Genomic DNA, 24206 nt, shown 5'->3' on the forward strand with positions numbered 1-24206 from the left:
GTCGATCAGTTGCCGGCGACGTCGAGGGCTTCGGGGAGCGTGAAGGCCCCCGCGTAGAGCGCCTTGCCGACGATGGCGCCCTCGAGGCCGAGCGGCACGAGCTCGCGGAGGGCCGCGATGTCGTCGAGGTTCGAGACGCCGCCCGAGGCGATGACGGGGCGGTGCGTGCGCTCCATGACCTCGCGCAGCAGCTCGAGGTTCGGGCCCTTGAGGGTGCCGTCCTTCGTGACGTCGGTCACGACGTAGCGGGCGCAGCCGGCCTCCTCGAGGCGCTCGAGCACGTGCCAGAGGTCGCCGCCCTCCTCCGTCCAGCCGCGCGCGGCCAGCGTCGTGCCGCGAACGTCGAGCCCGACCGCGATGGCCTCGCCGTACTCGGCGATGACGTGGGCCGCCCACTCGGGGTTCTCGAGCGCTGCCGTGCCGAGGTTGATGCGCTTCGCACCGGTGGCGAGCGCGGCCTCGAGGCTCGCATCATCGCGGATGCCCCCGGAGAGCTCGATGTTGACGTGGCGCGGGGTCGCCTTCACGACCTTCTGGATGACCTTGCGGTTGTTGCCGCGCCCGAAGGCGGCATCGAGGTCGACGAGGTGGATCCACTCGGCACCATCGCGCGCCCACTCCTCCGCCGCGTCCACCGGGTCGCCGTAGCTCGTCTCCGAGCCGGCCTCCCCCTGGGTGAGACGAACGGCTTTGCCGCCCGCGACGTCGACCGCGGGGAGCAGGGTCAGCGCGGGGATGGTGGAGAACTCGCTCATGATGTCTTTCCGTGGGTATCGAACGCGATTCGGGTGAAGTCGCAACGAGCACAGAAGCGTACTCCCCTCCCGGGGAGCCGCCGTGCTCAGAGAGTGCTCAGCCAGTTCCCCAGCAGGCGCAGTCCGGCGTCGCCGGACTTCTCGGGGTGGAACTGCGTCGCCCAGAGCGGTCCGTTCTCGACGGCCGCGACGAAGCGCTCGCCGTGCTCGGAGAAGGTCACGAGCGGGGCGGCGATCGCGGCGTTGGTGACCTCGAGCTGCCAGCTGCGGGCGGCGTAGGAGTGGACGAAGTAGAAGCGCTCGTCGTGCAGGCCGTCGAACAGGCGCGACTCGGCGGGAGCATCCACCGTGTTCCATCCCATGTGGGGCAGGACCGGCGCGTGCAGCTCGTCGACGGTGCCGGGCCACTCCCCCAGCCCCTCGGTGACCGTTCCGCGCTCGTCGCCGCTGTCGAACATGATCTGCATGCCGACGCAGATGCCGAGGACCGGCCGACCGCCCGCGAGCCGGCGGTCGATGAGCTCGTCGCCGCGCACGGCCCGGAGCTGCTGCATGACCGCGCCGAACGCGCCCACGCCGGGCACCAGCAGGCCGTCGGCGTCGCGGATGCGGCCACGATCAGCGGTGATCTCGACGCGCGCGCCGGCGGCCTCGACGGCCTTGGCGGCGGAGTGAATGTTGCCGGAGCCGTAGTCGAGCACGACGACGGTGGGACGGGCGCTCACGGTCAGAGCGCACCCTTGGTCGAGGGGATGCCCGAGACACGATCGTCGTGCTGCACCGCCTGGCGCAGAGCACGCGCGAAGGCCTTGAACTCGGCTTCGGCGATGTGGTGCGGGTCGCGCCCGGCGAGCACCGTGAGGTGCACGGTCAACCCGGCGTGCATCGTGATGGCCTCGAAGACGTGGCGCACCATCGAGCCGGTGAAGTGCCCGCCGATCAGGTGGAACTCGAAGCCCGCGGGCTCGCCCGAGTGGACGAGGTAGGGGCGGCCGGAGATGTCGACGACGGCCTGCGCGAGCGCCTCGTCGAGCGGCACCAGGGCGTCGCCGAAGCGCGCGATGCCCGACTTGTCGCCGAGGGCCTTGGCGATCGCCTGGCCGAGGACGATCCCGGTGTCCTCCACGGTGTGGTGCACGTCGATCTGCGTGTCGCCGTGCGCCTCGACCTCGAGGTCGATGAGCGAGTGCTTCGCGAAGGCCGTGAGCATGTGGTCGAAGAAGGGCACGCTCGTCGAGATCGACGAGCGGCCGGTGCCGTCGAGGTCGAGGGAGAGGCGGATGCTGGACTCGCTCGTCTCACGACGGAGCTCGGCGGTGCGCGGGGAGGTCACCGTCCCATCCTACCGAGCACCTCGAGGAACTCCGTGGTCTCGGCCTCGGTGCCCGCGGTCACGCGGAGGTGGTTCGGGATCGAGAGGTCGCGGATGAGGATGTCGTGCGCGAGCAGGTACTCGAAGACGCCCCGCGGGTCTGCCACCCCGCCGAACAGCACGAAGTTCGCCCAGCTCTCGTGCGGGTCGTAGCCGAGCCGCGCCAGTTCGACGACGAGGCGGTCGCGCTGCTCGCGGATCGCCCCGACGGTCGCGAGCATCGCCGGGGCGTGCTGCAGAGCCGCGACGGCCGCGGCCTGGGTGAGCGCCGACAGGTGGTACGGCAGGCGCACGAGTCGGAGCGCGTCGATCACGGCGGGGTCGGCGGCGAGGTACCCGAGCCGGCCGCCGGCGAAGGCGAAGGCCTTGCTCATCGTGCGCGAGACGACGAGACGCGGGCGGCCCTCGAGCAGGCTCAGCGCGCTCGGCTCGCCCTCGGGCATGAACTCGGCGTAGGCCTCGTCGACCATCACGATGCCCCGGCTCGCATCGTGGACGGCCTCGATGACGTCGAGCCCGAGCGGCGTGCCCGTGGGGTTGTTCGGGGCGCAGAGGAACACGAGGTCGGGATCGTGGCGGTCGATCGCGGCGACCGCCGTAGCCTCCGTGATGCGGTAGCCGTCGTCGCGGTCGGCCGCGATCCACCGGGTGCCGGTGCCCGAGGCGATGATGGAGTGCATCGAGTAGGTGGGAGGGAAGCCGAGCACGCTGCGGCCCGGACCGCCGAAGGCCTGCAGGATGTGCTGGATGACCTCGTTCGACCCGTTCGCCGCCCATACCTGCGCGGGGGTCACGCCGCCGCCGAGGTAGTCCGCGAGGTGCTTGCGCAGGGCGGTGAACTCACGGTCGGGGTAGCGGTTGATGCTGCGCAGCTCGCGCTCGACCGCCTGCGTCACGTGCGCGATGACCTCGGCCGGGACAGGGTGCGTGTTCTCGTTGACGTTGAGAGCGATGCGCACGGGCTTCTGCGGCGCCCCGTACGGGGTCTGACCGCGGAGGTCGTCGCGGATGGGGAGGTCGGCGAGGGAGGTCACCGGTTCATCGTAAAGGCCGTGGCCCGAGCTGCGGATCGACGACGGCAGCCGCGCTGCGCCGTCGCGACAGGACGTCGAGGCGCTCGGCCGCGGGGCGGCTCAGTCCGCGTAGGCGGCGGGGAGGACGAGCGTCTGGCCGGCCTGCACGGCGCCGCCGTCGAGAGCGTTGACGGCGACGATGTCGGCCACCACATCGGCGGGGTTCGAGCCCGGAGCGATCGCTTCGGCAAGGGACCACAGCGTCTGACCCGCCGACACCGTCACCGTGACGGTGCTGCCGCCCTCGTCGGCCACGGCCACGCCCCCGTTCAGCAGCGCGAGGAGGATCGCGACCGTGAACGGGAGCGCGACGAGGACGGAGAGCACCGCGCGACCGCGCGCCGTGATACGGAGGCGCGTGCGGGTGACCGCGGGCGCTGCGACCGGCGCAGGGGTGCGGAAGCCGGTCGTACGGGCTGCGGTCATGCTGCCTGCAGTCGTGCTGCCTGCGGTGATGCTGCTCATGGTGTCCTCCCGGGGGAAGTAATGACAGGCCCCCGGCGACGGACGCCGCCGGGGTTGCACCGCCTCTCGGCCGGGAGAGACCGGTGCGAACCTGTGTTCCGAACATACATTCGATCGGACACGGATTCAAGCCCTTATTCGGAACTCGCACCAGGATCGACGCGACACACTCGAACAGGTGTTTGAGCGCGCGGGGTGAACTGGATAGAGTTTCGAAGACTCACGGGCAGTCCATCGGGGACCACCGACATTTGTGAGGATCGGATGGAGCAGCCATGGCGGCGAACAGCGGAGCGACCGGACGCGGCGGCGCGGAGCGGTCGTCGGATGAGTCCACCGGTGCCGGAACGCGGCGCCGGACGACGCTCAGCGACAAGCAGCGCTCCATCCTCGGCGTGATCCAGGCCTCGGTGGCGCAGCGCGGCTACCCGCCGAGCCTCCGCGAGATCGGCGAGGCCGTCGGGCTGTCATCGCTCTCGAGCGTCTCGCATCAGCTCGGGCAGCTGGAGCTCAGCGGGTACCTGCGGCGGGATCCGAACCGCCCGCGTGCGCTCGAGGTGCTCATCGACATCGAGGCGCCCTCGGCACCCGACTCCCCCACCAGCCCCTCGGTCGGCGACGCCGCCATGGTGCCGCTGGTCGGGCGGATCGCCGCCGGCATCCCGATCACCGCCGACCAGCAGGTCGAGGAGGTGTTCCCGCTGCCGCGGCAGCTCGTCGGCAAGGGCGAGCTCTTCATGCTCAAGGTCGTCGGCGACTCGATGATCGACGCGGCCATCTGCGACGGCGACTGGGTCGTCGTGCGGCAGCAGAGCACGGCGGAGAACGGCGAGATCGTCGCCGCGATGCTCGACGACGAGGCGACCGTCAAGGTATTCCGCCAGCGCGACGGCCACACCTGGCTGCTGCCGCGCAACTCGGCGTTCGAGCCGATCGTCGGCGACTACGCGACCATCCTCGGCAAGATCGTCGCGGTGCTGCGCTCCGTCTAAGCCGGCGGATGCGCGTCAGGCGCGCGCTGGGATCGGCGCCATCGGCGAGACCGGTCCGCGCGGTGAGGTCAGCCCGCTCCGGGATCGCCGCGCGGTGAGACCCGCCCGCGCGCAGACCGGCGCGGTCAGGCGCCGACGACGGCGAACTCGGCGTACTGGGCAGCGAACTGCGGGTTGACGAAGGCGCGCACGCGCGTGCCCGCCTCCTCGTAGTCCGTCGAGACGATGCGGCCGCGGTCGTGCAGGAGGGCGACGAGGTCGCCCCGCTCGAAGGGGATGAGCACGTCGAGCTCGATATCGGGGTTCGGCAGCAGCTCGGCGATGCGCTGGCGCAGCTCGTCGACGCCCTCGCCCGTGCGCGCCGAGACGAACACCGCGGTCGGCTCGAGGCCGCGCAGCAGAAGACGGGCGTCGTCGTCGATGAGGTCGGCCTTGTTGAAGGCGATGATCTCGGGGATGTCGCGAGCCCCGACCTCGCCGATCACGTCGCGCACCGTGGCGATCTGCCCGGCCGGATCGGGGTGGGCCCCGTCGACGACGTGCACGATGACGTCGGACTCGCCGACCTCCTCGAGCGTCGAGCGGAACGCCTCGACGAGCTGGTGCGGCAGGTTGCGCACGAAGCCGACGGTGTCGGCGAGCGTGTACGGCCGCCCATCGGGGGTGGAGGACTTGCGGACCGTGGCATCCAGCGTCGCGAACAGCGCGTTCTCGACGAGCACGCCCGCCCGCGTGATGCGGTTCAGCAGACTCGACTTGCCGGCGTTCGTGTAGCCGGCGATCGCCACGCTCGGCACCGCGTAGCGGTCGCGGTTGGCCCGCTTGGCCTGCCGAGCCGGGGCGAAGCCCTTGATCTGACGGCGCAGCTTCGCCATGCGGGTGTGGATGCGGCGGCGGTCGAGCTCCATCTTGGTCTCACCCGGTCCGCGGCTGCCCATTCCCGCGCCCGCGCCGCCGACCTGGCCACCGGCCTGGCGCGACATCGACTCGCCCCAGCCGCGCAGGCGCGGCAGGAGGTACTCGAGCTGCGCGAGCTCGACCTGGGCCTTGCCCTCGCGGCTCGTCGCGTGCTGGCTGAAGATGTCGAGGATGACGGCGGTGCGGTCGATGACCTTGACCTTCACGACGTCCTCGAGCGCGCGCCGCTGGCTCGGGGCGAGCTCCGTATCGGCGATGACGGTGTCGGCGCCCAGCTCGGCGACGATCAGCGCGAGCTCCTGGGCCTTGCCCTTGCCCAGGTAGGTCGACGGGTCGGGATGCGGGCGGCGCTGCAGCAGGCCGTCGAGCACGACCGCGCCCGCGGTCTCGGCGAGTGCCGCGAGCTCGCGCAGGGAGTTCTCGGCGTCGGTCACGCCGCCCTGCGGGTGCACGCCGATGAGCACGACGTTCTCCAGCCGCAGCTGCCGGTACTCGACCTCGGTGACGTCCTCCAGCTCCGTGGAGAGACCGCGGACGCGGCGGAGGGCCGCGCGGTCCTCGCGATCGAACTGATCGCCGTCGCGGTCGTCGAGGTAGGCGCTGTCGACCTGCAGCGCGCTGGCACGCAGATCGTCGAGACCGTGGCGCCGGGCACGCACGTCGGCGGTGGCGAGCACGCGTGCGACGGCCGCAGCTCCGGCCTCATCACCCTGCGGCGCGCTCTCGCCCTGCCCCGCGGCGCCTCGCGCGCTCTCGTGCTGCGCGGCGTCGGCGTCGTGGTCGGAGCTTCGATCGGTCATCCCGTCCACCATACTCTCTCGGTATTCGCTAGATTCTGCCTATGCCCCAGGAGCACTACTTCAGCGCGTCTCCGGGGGGCGAGATGGTTCTGAAGCCGCTCACCGTGACGCTCGCCGGCCGGCCGGTCGAGGTCGTCACCGCCGGGGGCGTGTTCAGCCCCGGCGGTCTCGACATCGGAACGCAGGTGCTGCTGTCGCACGTTCCTCCGCCCGCCCCGGGAGGCGATCTTCTCGACCTCGGATGCGGATGGGGTCCGATCGCACTGAGCCTCGCCCTCGAATCCCCCCGCGCGACCGTGTGGGCCGTCGACGTCAACGAGCGATCGCTCGAGCTGACCCGCCGCAACGCCGAGGCCCTGGGCCTCACCAACCTCAACGCCGTGCGGCCGGAGGATGTTCCCGCTGGGGCGCGGTTCACCACGATCTGGTCGAACCCGCCCATCCGCGTCGGCAAGGACGAGCTGCACGGCATGCTCGACCGCTGGCTGCCGCGCCTCGACGAGGGCAGCGACGCCTGGCTCGTGGTCTCGCGCAATCTCGGCTCGGACTCGCTGCAGCGCTGGCTCGAGGGCCGCTACGCGCCGGCCATGCAGGTCGGACGCGCCGCGACGCACAAGGGCTTCCGCGTGCTGCGGGTGCGCAATCGTCGCGGCACCACGCACCCGGTCGACATCGTCGACTGACCGCGGCGGCCGGCGGCTCCGGCGCCGGGCACCGCTCCGGGGCGGGATGCCCTCAGACCACCAGCTCGCCCTCGAAGACGAGCACCGCCGGACCGCTGAGCACGACGTGCTCGCCGTCCTCCTCGGCGACGACCCGCACGCCGAGCACTCCCCCGGGCACCTCGACGCGCCACTCCTCGGGCGCTGCCGCACCCGCCCAGTGGCGGACGGCCATGGCGGCGGCGACGGCGCCGGTTCCGCAGGAGAGCGTCTCACCGCTGCCGCGCTCGTGCACGCGCATCCGGATGCGCCCGACCCCGTCGACCACCAGCGGGTCGCCGGGGACGACGAACTCGACGTTCGCACCCTGCGGCGCCGCGGGCTCGAGCAGCGGTGCCGCGCCGAGATCGATCGCGTCGAGCTCCTCGTCGCTCGCGACGGCGACGACGACGTGCGGGTTGCCGACTGAGATGCCGAGCCCCGGGCGCGCGACGGCGAGATCACGCGCGCGCACGAGCGGCTCGCCCCCGGAGAGGCGCCAGAGACCCATGTCGACCGCGTACCCCTCGGGCGTGCGCAGCACGGTCTTGACGCCCGCGCGGGTGCCGATCGGCAGGCTCGCGCCGACGGGCAGCTCGACCAGCCCGGCCGCGATCAGGTACTCGGTGAAGACCCTCACGCCGTTGCCGCACATCTCGCTGACGCTGCCGTCGCTGTTGACGTAGTCCATGAACCACTCGGCTCGCGGGTCCTCCGCGAGAGCAGCGGCGCCGTCGGGAAGGCTGCTCGAGCGGACGGCGCGGATGACCCCGTCGCCCCCGACGCCGACGTGACGATCGGCGATCGCCGCGAGCTGCTCGGGCGCGAGACCGTGCTCGCCGTGCGGGTCGGCGTAGAGGACGAAGTCGTTGCCCGTGCCGTGCCCCTTGGTGAAGCGGATGCTCGTCGCCATCCCGCGATTCTACGGGCGCGCTCCGGGCTGCTGATCGACGGCGAGCAGGTCGTCCACCCGCGCGAGGAGGTCGTCGTCGAGAGCGTCGACCCACTCGGTGGCCGCGTCACGACCGAACCAGCCCACCTGGCGCCGGGCGTAGCGGCGGGTGAGCGCCGCGGTCTCGGCGATCGCCTCGGCCTCGGTCGACTCGCCGGCGAGCTGCGCGAGCGCCTGGGCGTAGCCGATCGCGCGGCGGGCCGTCACCCCCTGCTCGAGTCCGTGCGCGCGGAGCGCCTCGACCTCGGCGAGCATCCCCGCCGCCCACATGGCCTCGACGCGAGCGTCGAGCCGCGGGACGAGCTGCTCGCGGGGCATCCGCAACCCGATCTGCCGGTAGCGGCGCCAGGGGGTGTCGCGCGCGGCGAGACCCGCGCTGAAGGGCTCCCCGGTGAGGTCGATGACCTCGAGGGCGCGCACGACGCGACGGCCGTTCCGGGGGTCGATGGCCTCGGCGGCGCGTGGGTCGCGCTGCGCCAGCTCGCGGTGCAGCGCGTCGGAGCCGCGGCGCTCGAGCTCGTGCTCCCAGTGCGCGCGCAGCAGAGCATCCGTGCCGGGGAATCGGAAGTCGGTGAGCAGCGCGGCAACGTAGAGACCGGAGCCGCCGACCACGATCGGCACAGCTCCTCGCGACTGGATGCTCTCGATGACGTCGCGCGCCTCGATCTGGTAGCGGGCCGCCGAGGCCTCCTCCGTCACCTCGAGCACGTCGATGAGGTGGTGCGGCACGCCGCTGCGCTCCGCCACCGGGAGCTTCGCCGTGCCGATGTCCATGCCGCGGTACAGCTGCATCGCATCGGCGTTGACGATCTCGGCGGCGAGGCCGCGCGATGCCCAGCGCTCGGCGAGGGCCAGGCTCAGCGCGCTCTTGCCGGTGCCGGTCGCCCCGACCAGCGCGACGATCACGAGAGCAGGCGCTCGCCGTCGGCAGCGTCGTAGATCGGCGTCGTCGCGACGCGCAGGGTGGGGAGCCCCAGGGAGACCTTCGGCGCCGCGCCGCTCGAGGGCTCGGGTACCCCGCAGCTCTCGGCCTGAGCGCGATCCCAGGCATCGCCCGCGCGCGTGCGCCGGATGCGGGGCTGCTCGCCGGCGTCGGCGAGCAGGTGGAACGGTGCGGCGTGCGTGACCACGGCGGTCACGACGTCACCCGGCCGCGGGCGCTCGCCGGCGCCCTCGGGCAGGGCGACGTGCACGAGCCTGCTGTCCTCCGCTCGACCGGAGAGCCGATGGGACACGGCGTCCTTCCGCCCCTCGGTCGCGACGACGAGCACCTCGACCTCGCGCCCGATCTGCGCAGTGTTCTGCTCGAGGCTGATGCGATCCTGCAGGGCGACGAGGCGCTCGTAACGCTCCTGGACGACGGCCTTGGGCACCTGGTCGGGCATCGTCGCCGCCGGAGTGCCGGGGCGGATCGAGTACTGGAAGGTGAACGCGCTCGCGAACCGCGCCTCCTCGACGACGCGCAGGGTCTCGGCGAAGTCCTCCTCCGTCTCACCGGGGAAGCCCACGATGATGTCGGTGCTGATCGCGGCGTAGGGGATGCGCGCCCGCACCCGGTCGAGGATTCCGAGGAAGCGGTCGGAGCGGTAGGAGCGCCGCATCGCCTTGAGCACGCGATCGGAGCCGGACTGCAGCGGCATGTGCAGCTGGGGCATCACGGCGGGCGTCTCGGCCATGGCGTCGATGACGTCATCGGTGAAGGCGGCGGGATGCGGACTCGTGAACCGGATGCGCTCGAGCCCCTCGATGCGACCCGCGGCACGCAGCAGCTTGCCGAACGCGAGACGATCGCCGAACTCGACCCCGTAGGAGTTGACGTTCTGCCCGAGGAGCGTGACCTCGATGGCGCCGTCATCGACGAGGGCCTGGATCTCGGCGAGGATCTCGCCCGGCCGGCGGTCCTTCTCCTTGCCGCGCAGGCTCGGCACGATGCAGAACGTGCAGGTGTTGTTGCAGCCGACGGAGATGCTCACCCAGCCGCTGTAGCTCGACTCGCGCCGGGTGGGGAGGGTCGAGGGGAAGACCTCGAGCGACTCGAGGATCTCGAGCTGCGCCTCGCCGTTGTGCCGCGCGCGCTCGAGCAGCGCGGGCAGCGAGCCCATGTTGTGCGTGCCGAAGACGACATCGACCCACGGCGCCTTCTCGAGGATCGTCGTGGTGTCCTTCTGCGCGAGGCAGCCGCCCACGGCGATCTGGAGGTCGCCGTCACGCTTGCGCTTGACGCTCGCCAGGTGCCCGAGGTTGCCGTAGAGCTTGTTGTCGGCGTTCTCCCGCACGGCGCAGGTGTTGATGACGACCACGTCGGCGATCTCCCCGCCGCTCGCCTTCACGTAGCCCGCCGCGTCCAGCGAACCGCTGAGCCGCTCGGAATCGTGGACGTTCATCTGGCATCCGTAGGTGCGCACCTCGTAGGTGCGGGCCCGCCCGTCGGCCCTCCGCGCCGCCGGGGACGGCGCGATGGCCGTGACGCCGGATGCGGATGCGCGGGCGGAGGGTGCGGGCAGCGTGGTGCTCATGATGCCTGCCAGTGTACGGCGGCCCGACTACTCGAACTCGACCGCGCGAGGGCCCGAAGCGGGTCCGTCCGCGTGCCGCGAGGACGCCGCCGAGGGGCGACGTCCGAAGCCACCGCTGCCGCCGCTGCCGCCCGAGCGGCCGAAGCCGCCGGAGCTCCCGCCGCGCTGACCGAAGCCCCCTCCGGGTGCGCGCTGACCGAAGCCCGTCCGCGGAGCCGGCTCGAGCCCGGCCTCGTCGAGCGCGCGGCGCACCGAGTCTCGTGCGGCGCTGCCGCCATGGCCCTTGCGCGCCAGGAAGGCGAGCAGGCGCCGCTCGGCGGTCTCCCGGTCGAGGGAGCCCATGCGCCGCAGCCGATCGTCGACGAGCCCGTCGAGCAGGGCGCCCTCGTCCTCCACCTCGCGCTCGGCGAGAGCGATCTCGATCGTGGCGGCGCTGAGCCGCCGACGCTGGAGCTCGGCGCGCAGAGCGCTCGGCCCGAGCTTCTTGCGCTCGGTCAGCCGCTCGACGAGCGTACGCGCCAGGGCGTCGTCGTCGATCAGCCCCGAGCCCTCGAGGCGCGCGATCTCGGCCTCGGCCACGATCGGATCGATCTCGCGGCGCTGAAGCAGATCGAGCACCTCGGCCCGCGACATGCCGCGGCGAGCGAGCCCGTGCATGCTGACGTTCTCGGCGCGGCGCTCGTCGGCCTCGCGCACGCCGGGGAGGAAGGCGACCTCGCCGACGGGCTCGGCGACCTCCTCGGGATGATCCACGGCCGCCGACGGCGCGCCCTGCTGGCCCCGCCGAGCGGCGAGGGGGATCACCGCGGCGATCCTCCCCCGCTCGCTCGTCGTGTCAGTGGTCTGCGGCGCTTCGCCGCCGTCGACGCCGTCGGACACGGTCAGGCGCCCGCGGCCTTGCGCTGGGCGATCTTCGGCTGGATCGACTCGACCGCGGCCGGAGCGGCCGCGGGTGCCGCACCGATGCCCAGCTTCGCCAGGATCTTGTTCTCGATCTCCTGCGCCGTCGCCGGGTTGTCGAGCAGGTACCGCCGCGCGTTCTCCTTGCCCTGGCCGAGCTGGTCGCCGTCGTAGGTGTACCAGGCGCCCGACTTGCGCACGATCTCGTGCTCGACGCCGAAGTCGATCAGGCTGCCCTCGCGGGAGATGCCGATGCCATAGAGGATGTCGAACTCCGCCTGCTTGAACGGCGGCGCCATCTTGTTCTTGACGACCTTCACGCGGGTGCGGTTGCCGACGGCGTCGGTGCCGTCCTTCAGGGTCTCGATGCGGCGGATGTCGAGGCGGACCGAGGCGTAGAACTTCAGCGCCTTACCGCCGGCGGTGGTCTCGGGGCTGCCGAAGAACACGCCGATCTTCTCGCGCAGCTGGTTGATGAAGATCATCGACGTCTGCGTCTGGTTGAGACCGCCGGTGAGCTTGCGCAGCGCCTGCGACATGAGGCGCGCCTGAAGGCCGACGTGCGAGTCGCCCATCTCGCCCTCGATCTCGGCGCGGGGCACGAGCGCGGCCACCGAGTCGATGACCACGAGATCGATGGAGCCCGAGCGCACGAGCATGTCGGCGATCTCGAGCGCCTGCTCACCCGTGTCGGGCTGCGAGACGAGCAGCTGATCGATGTCGACGCCGAGCTTCTGCGCGTAGTCGGGGTCGAGGGCGTGCTCGGCGTCGATGAACGCGGCGATGCCGCCGGCCTTCTGCACGTTCGCGATCGCGTGCAGCGTGAGCGTGGTCTTACCGGAGGACTCGGGGCCGTAGATCTCGATGATGCGCCCCTTGGGGAGCCCGCCGATGCCGAGGGCGACGTCGAGGGCGATCGAGCCGGTCGGGATCACCGCCACGGGGGCGCGTTCGTCGGAGCCGAGGCGCATGACGCTGCCCTTGCCGAACTGACGGTCGATCTGAGCGAGGGCGGTCTCGAGGGCCTTCTCGCGGTCTGCGGGTGAGGGCATTGCGGTCTCCTTGGAATCGTGACGGGCTGCCTATCGGCTGTCGCTCCGCACCCCGCCGATGGAGCCGGGCGGCGCACCTTGCGACAAGGCGGTTGACGACGTTCGCCGACGAGGAGGACGGTACGCAGGACCTCCGACAAGCGGGGGTCGCACGCGGGTTCCGTGCACTAATCGTGTTCGAGTGCCGCTGGGGAGGAGTCTATGCCCGCATCGGAACAATGTTCGAAGGAATGATCGGCGGCGTGTCGCGGGATGCCTCGCGCGGGCCGCACGATGGGGCCGGGCCCGCGGGGCTCAGCGCTTCGGCTGAGGCCGCCCCGCGCCGTGCCAGCGCTCGCGCGGGACATCCATCGCCGCGCACAGCGCGAACCACACCTCGCGGGGCGATGCGCCCGAGGCCAGCGCCTGATCGGCGGTGCGCTGGCCGAGCGGGTCGAGCACGAGATCCCGCACCAGGGTGCGGCCGTAGGCCTCGCCGAACTCGTCGGCGACGGCGCGGGAGAACTCGCTGCGGGTCACGCGGCAACGCTAGCAAGCCCCGGCCGGGCATCCCTGCACCGCCCCCGTGCGCGCGCACGGAACGGCCCCCGCCTGCCGAGCAGACGGGGGCCGGACGATCGAGACGATGCGCTAGCGGATCGCGAGATCGCCGTCGAACTCGGCGACGAGCTCATCGGGCAGCGTGTCGGGAACGGTCGTGATGCCCTCGATGACGGCGAGACGGTCGCCGACCTCGCGCATAATGACCGAGATGGGCGTGTCGAGGGCCTCGGCGACGGAGGCGAGGATCTCGCTCGACGCCTCCTTCTGGCCGCGCTCGACCTCGCTCAGGTAGCCGAGGGCGACGCTCGCGCGGCTGGCGACCTGCCGCAGAGTGCGACCCTTCTGCAGGCGCACATCGCGAAGGACGTCACCGATCTCCTGTCGGACGAGAATCATGGGTGCCTCCTTCTGGGTGGTGCGACGACTACAGGATTGAACTGTAACCGTCGACGGCTGTGGGAGCCGTGTCAGTCACCTGTCTGTAACACGACCGTCACCCCGGCTATTCCCGTGAGGCCGACGCTCGATCGGCCGCCAGCGCGAGGGCGGCGGCGACCGTCTGCACGCGGATCGCCGCGCGGTCGCCGAGGAGCCGCAGCTCTCGGACGACCTCGCCCCGGGCATCGGCGACGGCGATGAAGACGAGCCCGACGGGCGCCGAGCCCTGCGGATCGGGGCCCGCGACCCCCGTCGTCGACAGACCGAGGTCGGCCGGCGCCCCGTCGACCGCGGCGGTCGCGCGCACCCCGCGCGCCATGGCGAGAGCGACCTCGGGATGCACGGGCCCGTGCTCGGCGAGCAGGTCGGCGTCGACCCCGAGCAGGGAGTGCTTGAGCGCGGTGTCGTAGGCGACGACGCCGCCGCGGAGGACCGCGGAGGCTCCGGGCACGGCGACCAGGGCGGCGAGCAGCGCACCCCCCGTGAGCGACTCAGCGACGGCGAGGGTGCGGTGCGCCTCCGTGAGGCGGGCGATGAGGCCGGCAGCGGCATCCACCGGATCGGACGGAGCGGGGATGCTCATCGCCGGCTCAGCGCACCGTGCGGTTCTGGCGCCACGCCTGCCAGAGGTAGTCGATGCCGGTGACCACGGTGAGCACGACCGCCGCGGTCATCAGTCCGCCGTTCAGCCAGTTCACCCACTCGCCCCACCACTGCGCGAGCGGGACGAGGGCGAACCCGATCGCCACCGACTGCACGAGCGTCTTGAGCTTGCCGCCCCGCGACGCCGGGATGACCCGGTCGCGGAGCATCGCGAAGCGGAACAGCGTGATGCCGAACTCGCGCACGAGGATGACGACGACGATCCACCAGGGCAGCTCGCCCAGCACGGCGAGCATGACCAGCGCGCTGCCGGTGAGCACCTTGTCGGCGATGGGGTCGAGCAGGATCCCGAGGTCGGTGATGAGGTTGCGGCTGCGGGCCAGGTGGCCGTCGAGGCTGTCGGTGGCGATCGCGACGATGAAGAGCAGGGCGGCGGCGATGCGGAGCGGCCCATCGGCGCCCGCGTCGAGCACCAGGAGCAGGATGAAGACCGGCGCGAGCAGGATGCGGATGACCGTGATGATGTTGGCGAGATTGCCCGTGCTCGCGGGCGACTCGCCCGCGCGGATGACGCGGCCGCGCATCGGGAAGGAGCGGGACTCGGAGCTCTGATCCGTCATGCGGGCCCCTCTCCTCGTCGTCGGCGTGCGGTGCAGGGGCGGTGAAGCCCTCGGTCGTGCCCGGCCCGCGGCGGGCCGGGGCGGGAGGCGGCGACGATGCTCAATCGCGATCCGTGAGCCCCCAGGCGTCCTCGTCGGACGACTCGGCCTCGACCTCAGGATAGCCCCGGGTCATGTCGTCGACGGGATCGGCGGAGTACATGCCTCCCCCGCCCGCGCCATCCGCGGGGAGGGCGGACCCGCCGCCGGACGACGCGGTCGAGGAGGCCGCATCGGAGCCGCGCAGGCGTGCGAGCACCTCGGGCAGCTGGTCGGGCAGGGCGAGCACGTCACGAGCCTTCGACCCCTCCGAGGGGCCCACGATCTCGCGCGACTCGAGCAGATCCATGAGCCGGCCGGCCTTCGCGAAGCCGACGCGGAGCTTGCGCTGCAGCATGGACGTCGACCCGAACTGCGTGCTGACGATGAGCTCGGCCGCGGCGAGCAGCAGCTCGAGGTCGTCGCCGATGTCGGCGTCGATCTGCTTCTTCTCGGCCTCGACGGCGACGTCCTGCCGGTACTCGGGGCGGGCCTGCTTCTTGACGTGCTCGACCACCGCGGCGATCTCGGGCTCGGTGACCCAGGCGCCCTGGGCGCGCACCGCCTTGCTCGCCCCCATGGGGAGGAACAGCCCGTCGCCCTGGCCGATCAGCTTCTCGGCGCCGGGCTGGTCGAGGATGACGCGGCTGTCGGTCATGCTCGACACCGCGAAGGCGAGGCGGCTCGGCACGTTGGCCTTGATGAGACCCGTCACGACGTCGACGCTCGGGCGCTGCGTGGCCAGTACGAGGTGGATGCCCGAGGCGCGCGCCAGCTGCGTGATGCGCACGATCGAATCCTCGACGTCGCGGGGCGCGACCATCATGAGGTCGGCGAGCTCGTCGACCACGACCAGCAGGTACGGATAGGGCTGGAGCTGACGCTTGCTGCCCTCCGGCAGCTCGATCTCGTCGGCGAGCACCGCGCGGTTGAAGTCGTCGATGTGGCGGAACCCGAACGACGCGAGGTCGTCGTACCGCATGTCCATCTCCTTGACGACCCACTGCAGCGCCTCGGCCGCCTTCTTCGGGCTCGTGATGATGGGGGTGATGAGGTGGGGCACGCCCTGGTAGGCGGCGAGCTCGACCCGCTTGGGGTCGATGAGCACCATGCGCACCTCGGCGGGCTTCGCCCGCATGAGCAGGCTCGTGATCATCGAGTTGATGAAGCTCGACTTGCCCGAGCCCGTCGACCCGGCGACGAGCAGGTGGGGCATCTTGGCGAGGTTCGCGACGACGAACCCGCCCTCGACGTCCTTACCGACGCCGATCGTCATGGGGTGCAGCGCCTTCGCCGCGGCGCTCGAGCGCAGCACGTCGCCGAGCGAGACGACCTCGCGGTCGACGTTGGGGATCTCGACGCCGATCGCGCTCTTGCCGGGGATGGGCGAGAGGATGCTCACCTCGTTGCTCGCGACGGCGTAGGCGATGTTCTTCGTGAGCGCCGTGAAGCGCTCGACCTTCACGCCGGGCCCGAGCTCCACCTCGTAGCGCGTGACGCTCGGACCGCGGCTGAAGCCCGTCACCCGGGCATCCACCTGGAACTGCGTCAGCACCTCGGTGATCGCGGCGACGACGGCGTCGTTCGCGGCGCTGCGCGACTTGGGAGGCGTGCCCGGCGCGAGCACCGCCTGGTTCGGCAGGCGGTAGGGCGGAGCGGTGCGGGCGATCGGCGGCGGGGCGTCGAATTCGCCCGCCTCGCCCTTCTCGCGCGCGCCCGTCGGGAATCCGGGGAGCACGGCGGGCTCCGCGTCGTCGCGCACGGCGCCGGGGTGGGCAGGCGCCTCGCCGGTGAAGCGCTCGACGGCCTGCTCGGCCTGGTCGAGCACGGCGGCGAGGTCGCCGGTGACCTTGTCGCGGGCATCCCGATCGATGACGCCCGTCTCGGCGTCGCGCTCGACGGGCGTGTCGAAGGCCGGGACCTCGGCGCGCGGCTTGCCCTTGCGCCACCACGGCATCGACGACTCGTCCTGGAGATCGAGCCCGAGATCGCTGAAGGTCCCCAGCTCGATCGGGGCGTCGTCGTCCTTCTCCTCCGCGGCGCGGGGCTCGCGCGGGGCGAGCTCGGCGCCGAAGAGGTAGGAGTACAGCTCGCGGAGCCGGTCGCCAATGCGGTTCGGCGGGGTCTTGGTCATGATGAGCACCGAGAGCAGGGCGATGATCACGAGAGCCGGCACGGCGACCCACACGGTCGCGAGCAGCAGCACGCCGCCGAGCAGCCAGCCGATGACACCGCCCGCCTGCGCCAGGCCGACCGCGCCGTCAGCGGGCTGCGGCGCGCCGAGGGCGACGTGGCAGAGGCCGCTCACGCTCGAGATGAGCAGGCCCAGCCCGATGCCGATGCGGGTGTTGTCGTGCACGCTCGCCGGATGCCGGAACAACCACGCGGCGAACAGGATCATGATGACGGGCAGCGCGTAGGCGACGCGCCCCACGAGCCCGCCGAAGGTGTAGGCGTCGAGGGCGACGGCGACGGGGTCGGAGGCGGCGAACCACTCGACGACCGCCCCGACGAGCGCCAGGACGACGATGAGGAAGGGTACGCCGTCGCGCCGCTCCTCCTTCGCCAGCGTCTCCTTGCCGAGCACGCGGAAGGCACCCCCGGTCGCGTGGGCGAGACCCAGCCAAGCCCTCGTCAGGATGCCCGGGCCGGGCTCGGGCGCGACGGGCAGCTTCTTCGTGGCCGCCGTGCGGGTGCTCGCGGGCTTCTTGGCCGCGGAGCCGGAGCGCCCGGCGCTCGCGGAACTACCGCGCGGGCGCGCCGGGGTGCGACTGGTCGAGGCCATGCGCACACGGTACCCGCGAGGGGTGACGCCGGCCGGGATCGACACTCGCGGCACCGAGGGCCCGCTCGGACGCGCGGGCTCAGACCGGGCATCCCCCGACACCGCCGTCGGTCGCGGCGACCGCGAACGGCGCGGCCCCCGTCGGCAGCGCCGTCATCGCGAAGACGCGGTCGAGCTCGGCGGGGCTCCAGTAGCCGGAGGGGTTCGCGGGGTCCTCCCACGCGACCTCGAAGACGAGGATGCCGTCGAGTCCGTCGAGCACATAGAGGCGTGTCAGCACCGCATCGATGGGCGTCGAGAGCGTCGGGTAAAGGGACAGCAGGTGATCGAGCGGGGTGCCGGCGACGACCCCCTCCGCGGTCGGGATGGGCGAGGGCGCGAGCACCTGGAAGGCGCCGATCGTGCCGTCGGCCTCCACCCCGGTGCCGAAGGCGAGCCCGCCGTACGAGAACCGGTAGGGCTCGGCCGCGACCCAGCGCTCGGCGTCGGGAGATCCGGCCGGGATGCCCGCGGACCCGCCCGCGCAGTAGTCGGGCTCGAGCACGACGATCGCCGCGTCGGCGGAGGGCGGCACCGCATCGCCGACCAGCAGCGGGCCGAGCGCCCCCGGGCCGATCACGAGGTCGACGAGGGCGGGCAGCGCGGCGGGCTCCGCGGTCGGGGACGCGCTCGGCAGCGGGCTCGCGGAGGGCGCGGCGGTGGAGGGCGTGCCCGGACTCGCGGACGGCGCGGGCGCGCCCGTCGAGCAGGCCGCGAGCAGCAGAAGCGGCGCGAGGGCGGCGGTGACGAGCACGCGAGCGGGAGTCCTCATGCGGGGAGCGTAGACCCGTGCCCCGCTCCCGCACACGGGCACTTCGTCCCCCGGCGGCGACGGGGCGACGCGGCCGCGCGGCCGGCGAGGAGCCGCCGGCGACCGCTACGCGGTGATGACCACCGGCACGATCATCGGGCGGCGGCGGTGCTTCGAGTTGACCCAGCGGCCGACCGTGCGGCGCACGACCTGGCTGAAGCCGTGCGCGTCGCGCGTGCCGTTCTCCGCCGCCTCGCGCAGGGCCTTGACGACCTGCGGCACGACCTCGTCGAAGATGCTCTCGTCCGGGGCGAAGCCGCGAGCGTGGATCTCGGGGCCGACGACGGGGCGCCCGTCCGGGACGGATGCAGGCCGTAGCGAAGCCATCGAGGTCGAGGCGCCGAACTGCGGCCTCAGTAGGCGCACGCCGCGAGCACGTCGTCCGTCCGCCATCGCGTCCGCGGTTCTTGATCGCCATCGACCGAGCGCATCCCGATCACGTTGCCAGGTCGAACGGCCTCCGGATAGCTCGGCTCCATGGGCGCCGTTGCCGTGAGGAGTTCGAGCCACATCTGGTGCTCGTCTTCGCGGACGACGAACACCTCGGATTCCGGGCTCGTGGCCTCCACCCGAGCCTCTGGGTAGGCAAGTTCGACTTCAGCGCGCGTCGACCCGATACCGATCCCCTGCGCGGTCGTCACGTCGCTGAACCATCCGACCTCGACCCCCAGCAAGATCCCGCCGATGACCGCGGCCGAAAATGCGAAGATCTCGTCGCTTTCCGCCGTCGCGTACTGGTCGATCGGCACCCACGCATCCGAGTAGCTCGTCTCATCGGACCTCGTGTCGGTGCGGCCGTCGCCGCAATACCCCGGTCGAAAAGTCATCATGTCGTCGGGCTCGTCCCCGATGGCCTCAGTGGTACCGATGACGAGGTCGCCAATGCCGTCGGGGCGGAGGACCAGCTCCTCGACGGCCGGCGGGGCATCCGCCTCGATGGTCGGCGACGGCGACGGCTCCGGCTCCGCGGACGGCGTCGAAACTGACGGGCTCGGAGTCGCTTCCGCGACGGGCACGGAGGGCGTAGCGCATCCCGAGACGGTGAGCGCCGCCGCGAGCATGAGAGACGCAGCGGCGGGAAGTCGATGGATCATCACGGATATGACAGTATCGTCGTGGCGACCAGCAGTCCCGACCCTCTCGATCACGATTCCGTTGCGGAACGCGGCCCGCTACGCGGTGATGACCACCGGCACGATCATCGGGCGACGGCGGTGCTTCGTGTTGACCCAGCGGCCGACCGTGCGGCGCACGACCTGGCTGAAGCCGTGCGCGTCGCGCGTGCCGTTCTCCGCCGCCTCGCGCAGGGCCTTGACGACCTGCGGCACGACCTCGTCGAAGATGCTCTCGTCGGGGGCGAAGCCGCGGGCGTGGATCTCGGGGCCGACGACGGGGCGGCCGGTCTGAGCATCCACCGCCACGAAGATCGAGATGAAGCCCTCCTCCGCGAGCACCCGGCGGTCCTTGAGGTCGGCGTCCGTGATCGTGCCGACCGAGGAGCCGTCGACGTAGACCTCGCCGAGGTCGAGCTGGCCGACGATGCGGGCGACGCCGTGCTGCAGGTCGACGACCGTGCCGTTGCCGGCGATGATCGTGTTGCGCTCGGGGACCCCGGTCTCGATGGCCAGCTGCTGGTTGGCGTAGAGGTGCCGGGCCTCGCCGTGCACGGGCATGACGTTCTTCGGGCGCACGATGTTGTAGCAGTACACGAGCTCGCCCGCCGAGGCGTGGCCCGAGACGTGCACCTTCGCGTTGCCCTTGTGCACGACGTTCGCCCCGAGCGCGATGAGGCCGTTGATGACGCGGTAGACGGCGTTCTCGTTGCCCGGGATGAGGCTCGAGGCGAGGATGACCGTGTCGCCCTCGCCGACCTCGACCTGGTGGTCCATGTTCGCCATGCGGGCGAGGACGGCCATCGGCTCGCCCTGCGAGCCCGTCGACATGTAGACGATGCGATCGTCGGGCAGGTCCTTCGCCTTGCGGTGATCGATGAGGATGCCCTCCGGCACCGTCAGGTACCCGAGCTCGGCGGCGATGGTCATGTTGCGCACCATCGAGCGGCCCATGAAGGCGACCTTGCGGCCGTTCGCGGCCGCGGCGTCGACGACCTGCTGCACGCGGTGGACGTGGCTCGAGAAGCTCGCGACGATGACGCGGCGCGGCGCCTTGGCGATGACGCTCTCGAGCACGGGGCCGATGTCGCGCTCGCGGGCGGTGAAACCCGGCACGTCGGCGTTCGTGGAGTCGGTCATGAAGAGGTCGACGCCGCGCTCGCCCAGGCGGGCGAAGGCGCGCAGGTCGGTGATGCGGCGGTCGAGCGGCAGCTGGTCCATCTTGAAGTCGCCCGTGTGCAGCACCGTGCCGGCGACCGTGTGGATCGCGACGGCGAGCGCATCGGGGATGGAGTGGTTGACCGCGACGAACTCGAGATCGAAGGGGCCGAGCTTCTCGGTCTGCCCCTCCTTCACCGCAAGCGTGTACGGCTGGATGCGGTGCTCCTTGAGCTTCGCCTCGATGAGGGCGAGCGTGAGCGTCGAGCCGATGAGGGGGATGTCGCTGCGCAGGCGCAGCAGGTACGGCACGGCGCCGATGTGGTCCTCGTGGCCGTGCGTGAGCACGACGGCGACGATGTCGTCGAGCCGATCGCGGATGGGCGAGAAGTCGGGCAGGATCAGGTCGACGCCGGGCTGGTGCTCCTCGGGGAAGAGCACGCCGCAGTCGACGACGAGCAGCTTGCCGTCGAGCTCGAAGACGGCCATGTTGCGGCCGATCTCGCCGAGACCGCCGAGGGGGATGACGCGCAGCGCTCCGGGCGCGAGGGCAGGGGCGTCTTCGATGGCGTGGGGCACTTAGGGGTTCCTCGTGTTCTCATGTGGCCGGCCGCTCTGCGGTCGGGGTGGACGGGGCCTCGTGCCCCGGTCAGCGTCTATCGGGTGGTGCCGGCCACCTTCGGCAGGGCACCGCCGGCCGCCGCGTTGCGGTCGGGCCGGAAGCGGGAGAGGTCGACGCCCGCGATGTCGCGCACGAGCGCCATCTCGTCCTCGATGATCGCCGCCTCGTGATCCTCGGGGCCGACGAGCGGCAGGCGCACGCGCGGGGAGTCGATCCGGCCGAGGCCGTGCAGCACGTACTTGGCGGCGACGGTGCCCGGCACGTGCGTCATGATGGCGCGCACGAGGGGCTCCAGGGCCCGGTGGGCGGCCGTCGCGGTCGCGAGGTCGTTGCTGTTCACCGCGTCCACGATCGTTCGGTACGGCGCGGGCGCGATGTTCGCCGTGACGCCGATGAGGCCGGTGCCGCCGATCGCGAGGGTCGGCAGCGCGTTGGCGTCGTCGCCGGCGAAGTACAGCAGGTCGGTCTGGTTCATGACGCGGCTGACCTCGCTGAGGTCGCCCTTCGCGTCCTTGACGGCGAGGATGTTCGGGTGCTTCGCGGCGCGCAGGATGGTCTCGTACTTGATCTCGATGCCGGCGCGGCCCGGGATGTCGTACAGGATGACCGGCAGATCGGTCGCGTCGGCGACCATGCGGAAGTGCGTGAGGACCCCGGCCTGCGTGGGCTTGTTGTAGTACGGCGTGACGACCATCACGCCGTCGGCGCCGGCCTTCTCGCTCGCCTTGTACAGCTCGATCGCGTGCGCGGTCTCGTTCGAGCCGCCGCCCGTGATGATGGATGCCCGGCCCGCGCTCACGGACTTGCCGACCTCGACCAGCCGCAGCTTCTCGGCGTCGGTCAGCGTGCTCGTCTCGCCCGTCGTGCCGGTGACGACGATGCCGTCGGCGCCGTGGGAGATGAGGTTGTCGATGTGCTTCTCGACGCCCGGCCAGTCGACCTCGCCGTCGGCCGTCATCGGGGTCACCAGTGCGACCAGTACCTGGCCGAAGGGGTTGGAAGTCGCGGACACGTGCTTCAGGCTACCGCGCGCGGAGCGGAGCCGGGTGGTCGTCGCGCCCCGCTAGGGCGCCACGCGGCCGTTCGCGTCGAAGGTCTCGAAGGTGAGAGGCATGAGCGCGGCGAAGTGCTGCTCCATCTGATCGGCGACCATCTCGATCTCGCGCTGCGGGAAGGAGGGGAACGTCGTGCCCTCGCGCTTGGTGCGCAGGCTGAGGAAGTTCATGAGCGAGCGGGCGTTCATCGTGACGTACATCGAGCTGTAGATCGTGACGGGGAGGACGGCGCGGGCCACCTCGCGCGCGATGCCCGCGTCGAGCATCCGCTGGTAGGAGGCGTAGGCCGCCTCGCAGACCCCGCGCACCTCCGCGTCGACGAGGGCGGTCTGCTCGGGGGTGCCGGGCAGGAACTCGTAGGCGCCGGGCTTGCCGACCTGCACGAGGTTGCGCTCGGGGCCGGGTACGTAGAAGACGGGGTTGAGCTCGCGGTAGCGGCCCGACTCCTCGTTGTAGGAGGCGATGCGGTGCCGCATGAACTCTCGGAACACGAAGATCGGCGCCTGCACGTAGAAGGTCATCGAGTTGTGCTCGAAGGGCGAGCCGTGGCGGTCGCGCATGAGGTAGTTGATGAGACCGCGGTCGCGCGCGGTCGCGTCGTCGCCGGCGGCGGCCGCATCGAGGGTCTTCTCCCCCTGCGTCGACACCCGGGCCGCGAACAGCACGTCGGAGTCGTGGGCGCTGGCCCGGACGAGCTCGACGGTCACGTCGGAGCGGAACTGGATCTGCTGCGGTTCGGCCACGCTCGAAACCCTACCCGTGTCCTGTGCTCATGCGAGCACCGGGCCGCTGCCCGTCACGCGAGGACGCATTCGGGGAATATCCGGGCGTCCCCGCGTATTTTCCCCAGCATGGACCCGACCTCCGTTCTGCTCGTGCTCGTCGCGATCGTCGCCGCCGCGACGGCCGCCGGCCTCGTGATCCGCGCCCGCCGCGGGCGCGTCTCGGCCGTCTCCGACGGGCGACGGGATGCCCGGCTCGCCGTCCCCGGCGCCGATCTCACCCTCGTGCAGCTCTCGAGCCCCGTGTGCTCGGCCTGCGGCGTGATGCGGCGGGTGACCGAGGAGATCGAGGCCGCCGACGCAGCGCTCGGCCGCCGCGAGCTCGACGTCACCGAGCACCCCGACCTCGCGCGGGATCACGCGGTGATGAGCACCCCGACCATCCTGCTCGTCGACGCCGCGGGGGCCGTGCGCTCGCGCATCATCGGTGCCGCCAAGCCCGCCGACGTGCGCGCGGCGATCGCCGATGCTCGCGCCGCCGCGGCGGTGGCCGCGTGAGCGCCGCGACCGGCACCGGCGCCGCACCCGGCATCGATCCGCGCGGGCCGCGCTTCGGCGCCGCCATCACGGCGGTGCTGCTGCTCGTCGTGGTCGCGCTCGGCCTGAGCGGGGCATCCCTCGCCGCCGGCGGCCTGCTGACGGTGCTCGTCGCGATCTTCGCCTGGGGCGCGTTCGCGGGCATCCGCCGCCACCCCTGGGGCGCCGTCTACAAGGCGCTCGTCGCGCCGCGGCTCGCCCCGCCGACCGACCGCGAGGATCCGGCCGCGCCGACCTTCGCGCAGCTCGTGGGCTTCGTCATCACTGCCGCCGGGCTCGTGCTGCACCTGCTCGGCGTTCCGGGGGCGCTCGTCGTCGCCGCCGGCATGGCCTTCGTCGCCGCGTTCCTCAACGCGGTGTTCGACTACTGCCTGGGCTGCCAGCTGTACGTGCTGCTCGTCCGTGCCGGGCTCATCCGCCCGCGCCGGGCCGCCGCCGCCTGAGGGCTCCCCCGGTGCGGGTCGCGCGCCTACCGCGCGCCCAGGGGTGCGGCCTAGGCTGGGGCTCCCCCGTCGGGCGACTGCAAG

The 24206-nt window shown here is 71.9% G+C and carries 25 protein-coding genes and 1 pseudogene; 4 read left to right on the top strand and 22 right to left on the bottom strand.

The genetic code is table 11. The features are described 5' to 3' along the window. Positions 1 to 5 precede the first annotated feature (5 nt). From priA to OVN18_RS00360, 5 genes are all read right to left on the bottom strand, one after another. On the bottom strand, positions 6 to 755 hold the full coding sequence (gene priA / locus OVN18_RS00340; protein WP_267737524.1) for a bifunctional 1-(5-phosphoribosyl)-5-((5-phosphoribosylamino)methylideneamino)imidazole-4-carboxamide isomerase/phosphoribosylanthranilate isomerase PriA: 750 nt from the start codon (positions 753 to 755) through the stop codon (positions 6 to 8). 86 nt (positions 756 to 841) lie between these two features. Next, entirely contained in the window at positions 842 to 1480 is a 639-nt protein-coding gene (gene hisH, locus OVN18_RS00345; RefSeq protein ID WP_267781274.1) for an imidazole glycerol phosphate synthase subunit HisH, read from the bottom strand. 2 nt (positions 1481 to 1482) lie between these two features. Continuing rightward, positions 1483 to 2088, bottom strand: coding sequence for an imidazoleglycerol-phosphate dehydratase HisB (gene hisB / locus OVN18_RS00350; RefSeq protein ID WP_267737527.1), 606 nt, complete (start codon positions 2086 to 2088; stop codon positions 1483 to 1485). Then, a complete protein-coding gene (locus OVN18_RS00355) occupies positions 2085 to 3161 on the bottom strand; it encodes a histidinol-phosphate transaminase (RefSeq protein ID WP_267781276.1) in 1077 nt (358 codons plus the stop codon). Before OVN18_RS00355 ends, hisB begins: the two co-directional genes overlap by 4 nt. 99 nt (positions 3162 to 3260) lie before the next feature. Then, the gene (locus OVN18_RS00360) at positions 3261 to 3665 is read right to left on the bottom strand and encodes a LysM peptidoglycan-binding domain-containing protein (protein WP_267781278.1); all 405 of its coding nucleotides are present in this window, start codon (positions 3663 to 3665) and stop codon (positions 3261 to 3263) included. Positions 3666 to 3940: 275 nt separating this feature from the next. Here OVN18_RS00360 and lexA point away from each other — a divergent pair, with 275 nt between their 5' ends. Then, positions 3941 to 4657, top strand: coding sequence for a transcriptional repressor LexA (lexA, locus tag OVN18_RS00365; protein WP_267781279.1), 717 nt, complete (start codon positions 3941 to 3943; stop codon positions 4655 to 4657). 125 nt (positions 4658 to 4782) lie between these two features. Here the strand turns inward: lexA and hflX are convergent, their stop codons facing one another. Continuing rightward, entirely contained in the window at positions 4783 to 6090 is a 1308-nt protein-coding gene (gene hflX / locus OVN18_RS00370) for a GTPase HflX (protein WP_407666071.1), read from the bottom strand. A 326-nt stretch (positions 6091 to 6416) separates the two neighbouring features. On the opposite strand from hflX, the gene OVN18_RS00375 reads away from it, so the two are divergent. Continuing rightward, complete coding sequence (locus OVN18_RS00375; protein ID WP_267781283.1) at positions 6417 to 7058, top strand: class I SAM-dependent methyltransferase; 642 nt, start codon at positions 6417 to 6419, stop codon at positions 7056 to 7058. A gap of 52 nt (positions 7059 to 7110) precedes the next feature. Here the strand turns inward: OVN18_RS00375 and dapF are convergent, their stop codons facing one another. The 16 genes and pseudogenes from dapF to thyX all read right to left on the bottom strand — a co-directional run bounded on the left by dapF (position 7111) and on the right by thyX (position 23103). Continuing rightward, a complete protein-coding gene (gene dapF / locus OVN18_RS00380) occupies positions 7111 to 7989 on the bottom strand; it encodes a diaminopimelate epimerase (RefSeq protein WP_267781285.1) in 879 nt (292 codons plus the stop codon). A 9-nt stretch (positions 7990 to 7998) separates the two neighbouring features. Next, positions 7999 to 8934 carry a tRNA (adenosine(37)-N6)-dimethylallyltransferase MiaA gene (gene miaA, locus OVN18_RS00385; protein ID WP_267781287.1) on the bottom strand — a complete coding sequence of 312 codons (936 nt, stop codon included), beginning with the start codon at positions 8932 to 8934 and terminating at the stop codon, positions 7999 to 8001. Beyond that, the gene (miaB, locus tag OVN18_RS00390) at positions 8931 to 10544 is read right to left on the bottom strand and encodes a tRNA (N6-isopentenyl adenosine(37)-C2)-methylthiotransferase MiaB (protein WP_267781289.1); all 1614 of its coding nucleotides are present in this window, start codon (positions 10542 to 10544) and stop codon (positions 8931 to 8933) included. The genes miaA and miaB overlap by 4 nt, the downstream gene beginning before the upstream one ends. A gap of 27 nt (positions 10545 to 10571) precedes the next feature. Beyond that, positions 10572 to 11348, bottom strand: a complete 777-nt coding sequence (locus tag OVN18_RS00395) for a regulatory protein RecX (protein WP_267781290.1) — start codon at positions 11346 to 11348, stop codon at positions 10572 to 10574. Positions 11349 to 11425: 77 nt separating this feature from the next. Then, positions 11426 to 12496 (bottom strand): recombinase RecA, encoded by a 1071-nt coding sequence (recA, locus tag OVN18_RS00400; RefSeq protein ID WP_267737538.1) that lies wholly within the window; start codon positions 12494 to 12496, stop codon positions 11426 to 11428. 294 nt (positions 12497 to 12790) lie between these two features. Next, positions 12791 to 13015, bottom strand: coding sequence for a DUF3046 domain-containing protein (locus OVN18_RS00405; protein ID WP_267781292.1), 225 nt, complete (start codon positions 13013 to 13015; stop codon positions 12791 to 12793). Positions 13016 to 13126: 111 nt separating this feature from the next. Further along, a complete protein-coding gene (locus tag OVN18_RS00410) occupies positions 13127 to 13435 on the bottom strand; it encodes a helix-turn-helix domain-containing protein (RefSeq protein WP_267737540.1) in 309 nt (102 codons plus the stop codon). 106 nt (positions 13436 to 13541) lie between these two features. Further along, entirely contained in the window at positions 13542 to 14060 is a 519-nt protein-coding gene (locus tag OVN18_RS00415) for a CinA family protein (protein WP_267781293.1), read from the bottom strand. 7 nt (positions 14061 to 14067) lie between these two features. After that, the gene (gene pgsA, locus OVN18_RS00420; RefSeq protein ID WP_267781296.1) at positions 14068 to 14700 is read right to left on the bottom strand and encodes a CDP-diacylglycerol--glycerol-3-phosphate 3-phosphatidyltransferase; all 633 of its coding nucleotides are present in this window, start codon (positions 14698 to 14700) and stop codon (positions 14068 to 14070) included. A gap of 100 nt (positions 14701 to 14800) precedes the next feature. Continuing rightward, positions 14801 to 17563 carry a DNA translocase FtsK gene (locus tag OVN18_RS00425; protein WP_267781297.1) on the bottom strand — a complete coding sequence of 921 codons (2763 nt, stop codon included), beginning with the start codon at positions 17561 to 17563 and terminating at the stop codon, positions 14801 to 14803. Between the two features lie 79 nt (positions 17564 to 17642). Then, a complete protein-coding gene (locus OVN18_RS00430; RefSeq protein WP_267781298.1) occupies positions 17643 to 18374 on the bottom strand; it encodes a hypothetical protein in 732 nt (243 codons plus the stop codon). A 105-nt stretch (positions 18375 to 18479) separates the two neighbouring features. After that, a pseudogene (locus OVN18_RS00435) lies at positions 18480 to 18707 on the bottom strand (RNase J family beta-CASP ribonuclease); the annotation flags it as partial. Between the two features lie 59 nt (positions 18708 to 18766). Then, positions 18767 to 19510, bottom strand: coding sequence for a hypothetical protein (locus OVN18_RS00440; RefSeq protein ID WP_267781300.1), 744 nt, complete (start codon positions 19508 to 19510; stop codon positions 18767 to 18769). Between the two features lie 75 nt (positions 19511 to 19585). Further along, positions 19586 to 21262 carry a ribonuclease J gene (locus OVN18_RS00445; protein ID WP_267781302.1) on the bottom strand — a complete coding sequence of 559 codons (1677 nt, stop codon included), beginning with the start codon at positions 21260 to 21262 and terminating at the stop codon, positions 19586 to 19588. Positions 21263 to 21339: 77 nt separating this feature from the next. Beyond that, positions 21340 to 22263: a 4-hydroxy-tetrahydrodipicolinate synthase gene (dapA, locus tag OVN18_RS00450; RefSeq protein ID WP_407666072.1), complete on the bottom strand. Its 924-nt coding sequence runs from the start codon at positions 22261 to 22263 to the stop codon at positions 21340 to 21342. Between the two features lie 105 nt (positions 22264 to 22368). Beyond that, positions 22369 to 23103: an FAD-dependent thymidylate synthase gene (gene thyX, locus OVN18_RS00455; RefSeq protein WP_267781305.1), complete on the bottom strand. Its 735-nt coding sequence runs from the start codon at positions 23101 to 23103 to the stop codon at positions 22369 to 22371. 108 nt (positions 23104 to 23211) lie between these two features. Between thyX and OVN18_RS00460 the strand changes: the two genes are divergently transcribed. Together OVN18_RS00460 and OVN18_RS00465 are read left to right on the top strand one after the other, a co-directional pair. Beyond that, positions 23212 to 23640 (top strand): thioredoxin family protein, encoded by a 429-nt coding sequence (locus tag OVN18_RS00460; protein WP_267781306.1) that lies wholly within the window; start codon positions 23212 to 23214, stop codon positions 23638 to 23640. After that, positions 23637 to 24122, top strand: a complete 486-nt coding sequence (locus OVN18_RS00465; RefSeq protein ID WP_267781307.1) for a DUF4395 domain-containing protein — start codon at positions 23637 to 23639, stop codon at positions 24120 to 24122. Before OVN18_RS00460 ends, OVN18_RS00465 begins: the two co-directional genes overlap by 4 nt. Positions 24123 to 24206: the final 84 nt, after the last annotated feature.

This window comes from Microcella daejeonensis (assembly GCF_026625045.1).
Taxonomy (GTDB): Bacteria; Actinomycetota; Actinomycetes; order Actinomycetales; family Microbacteriaceae; genus Microcella; species Microcella daejeonensis.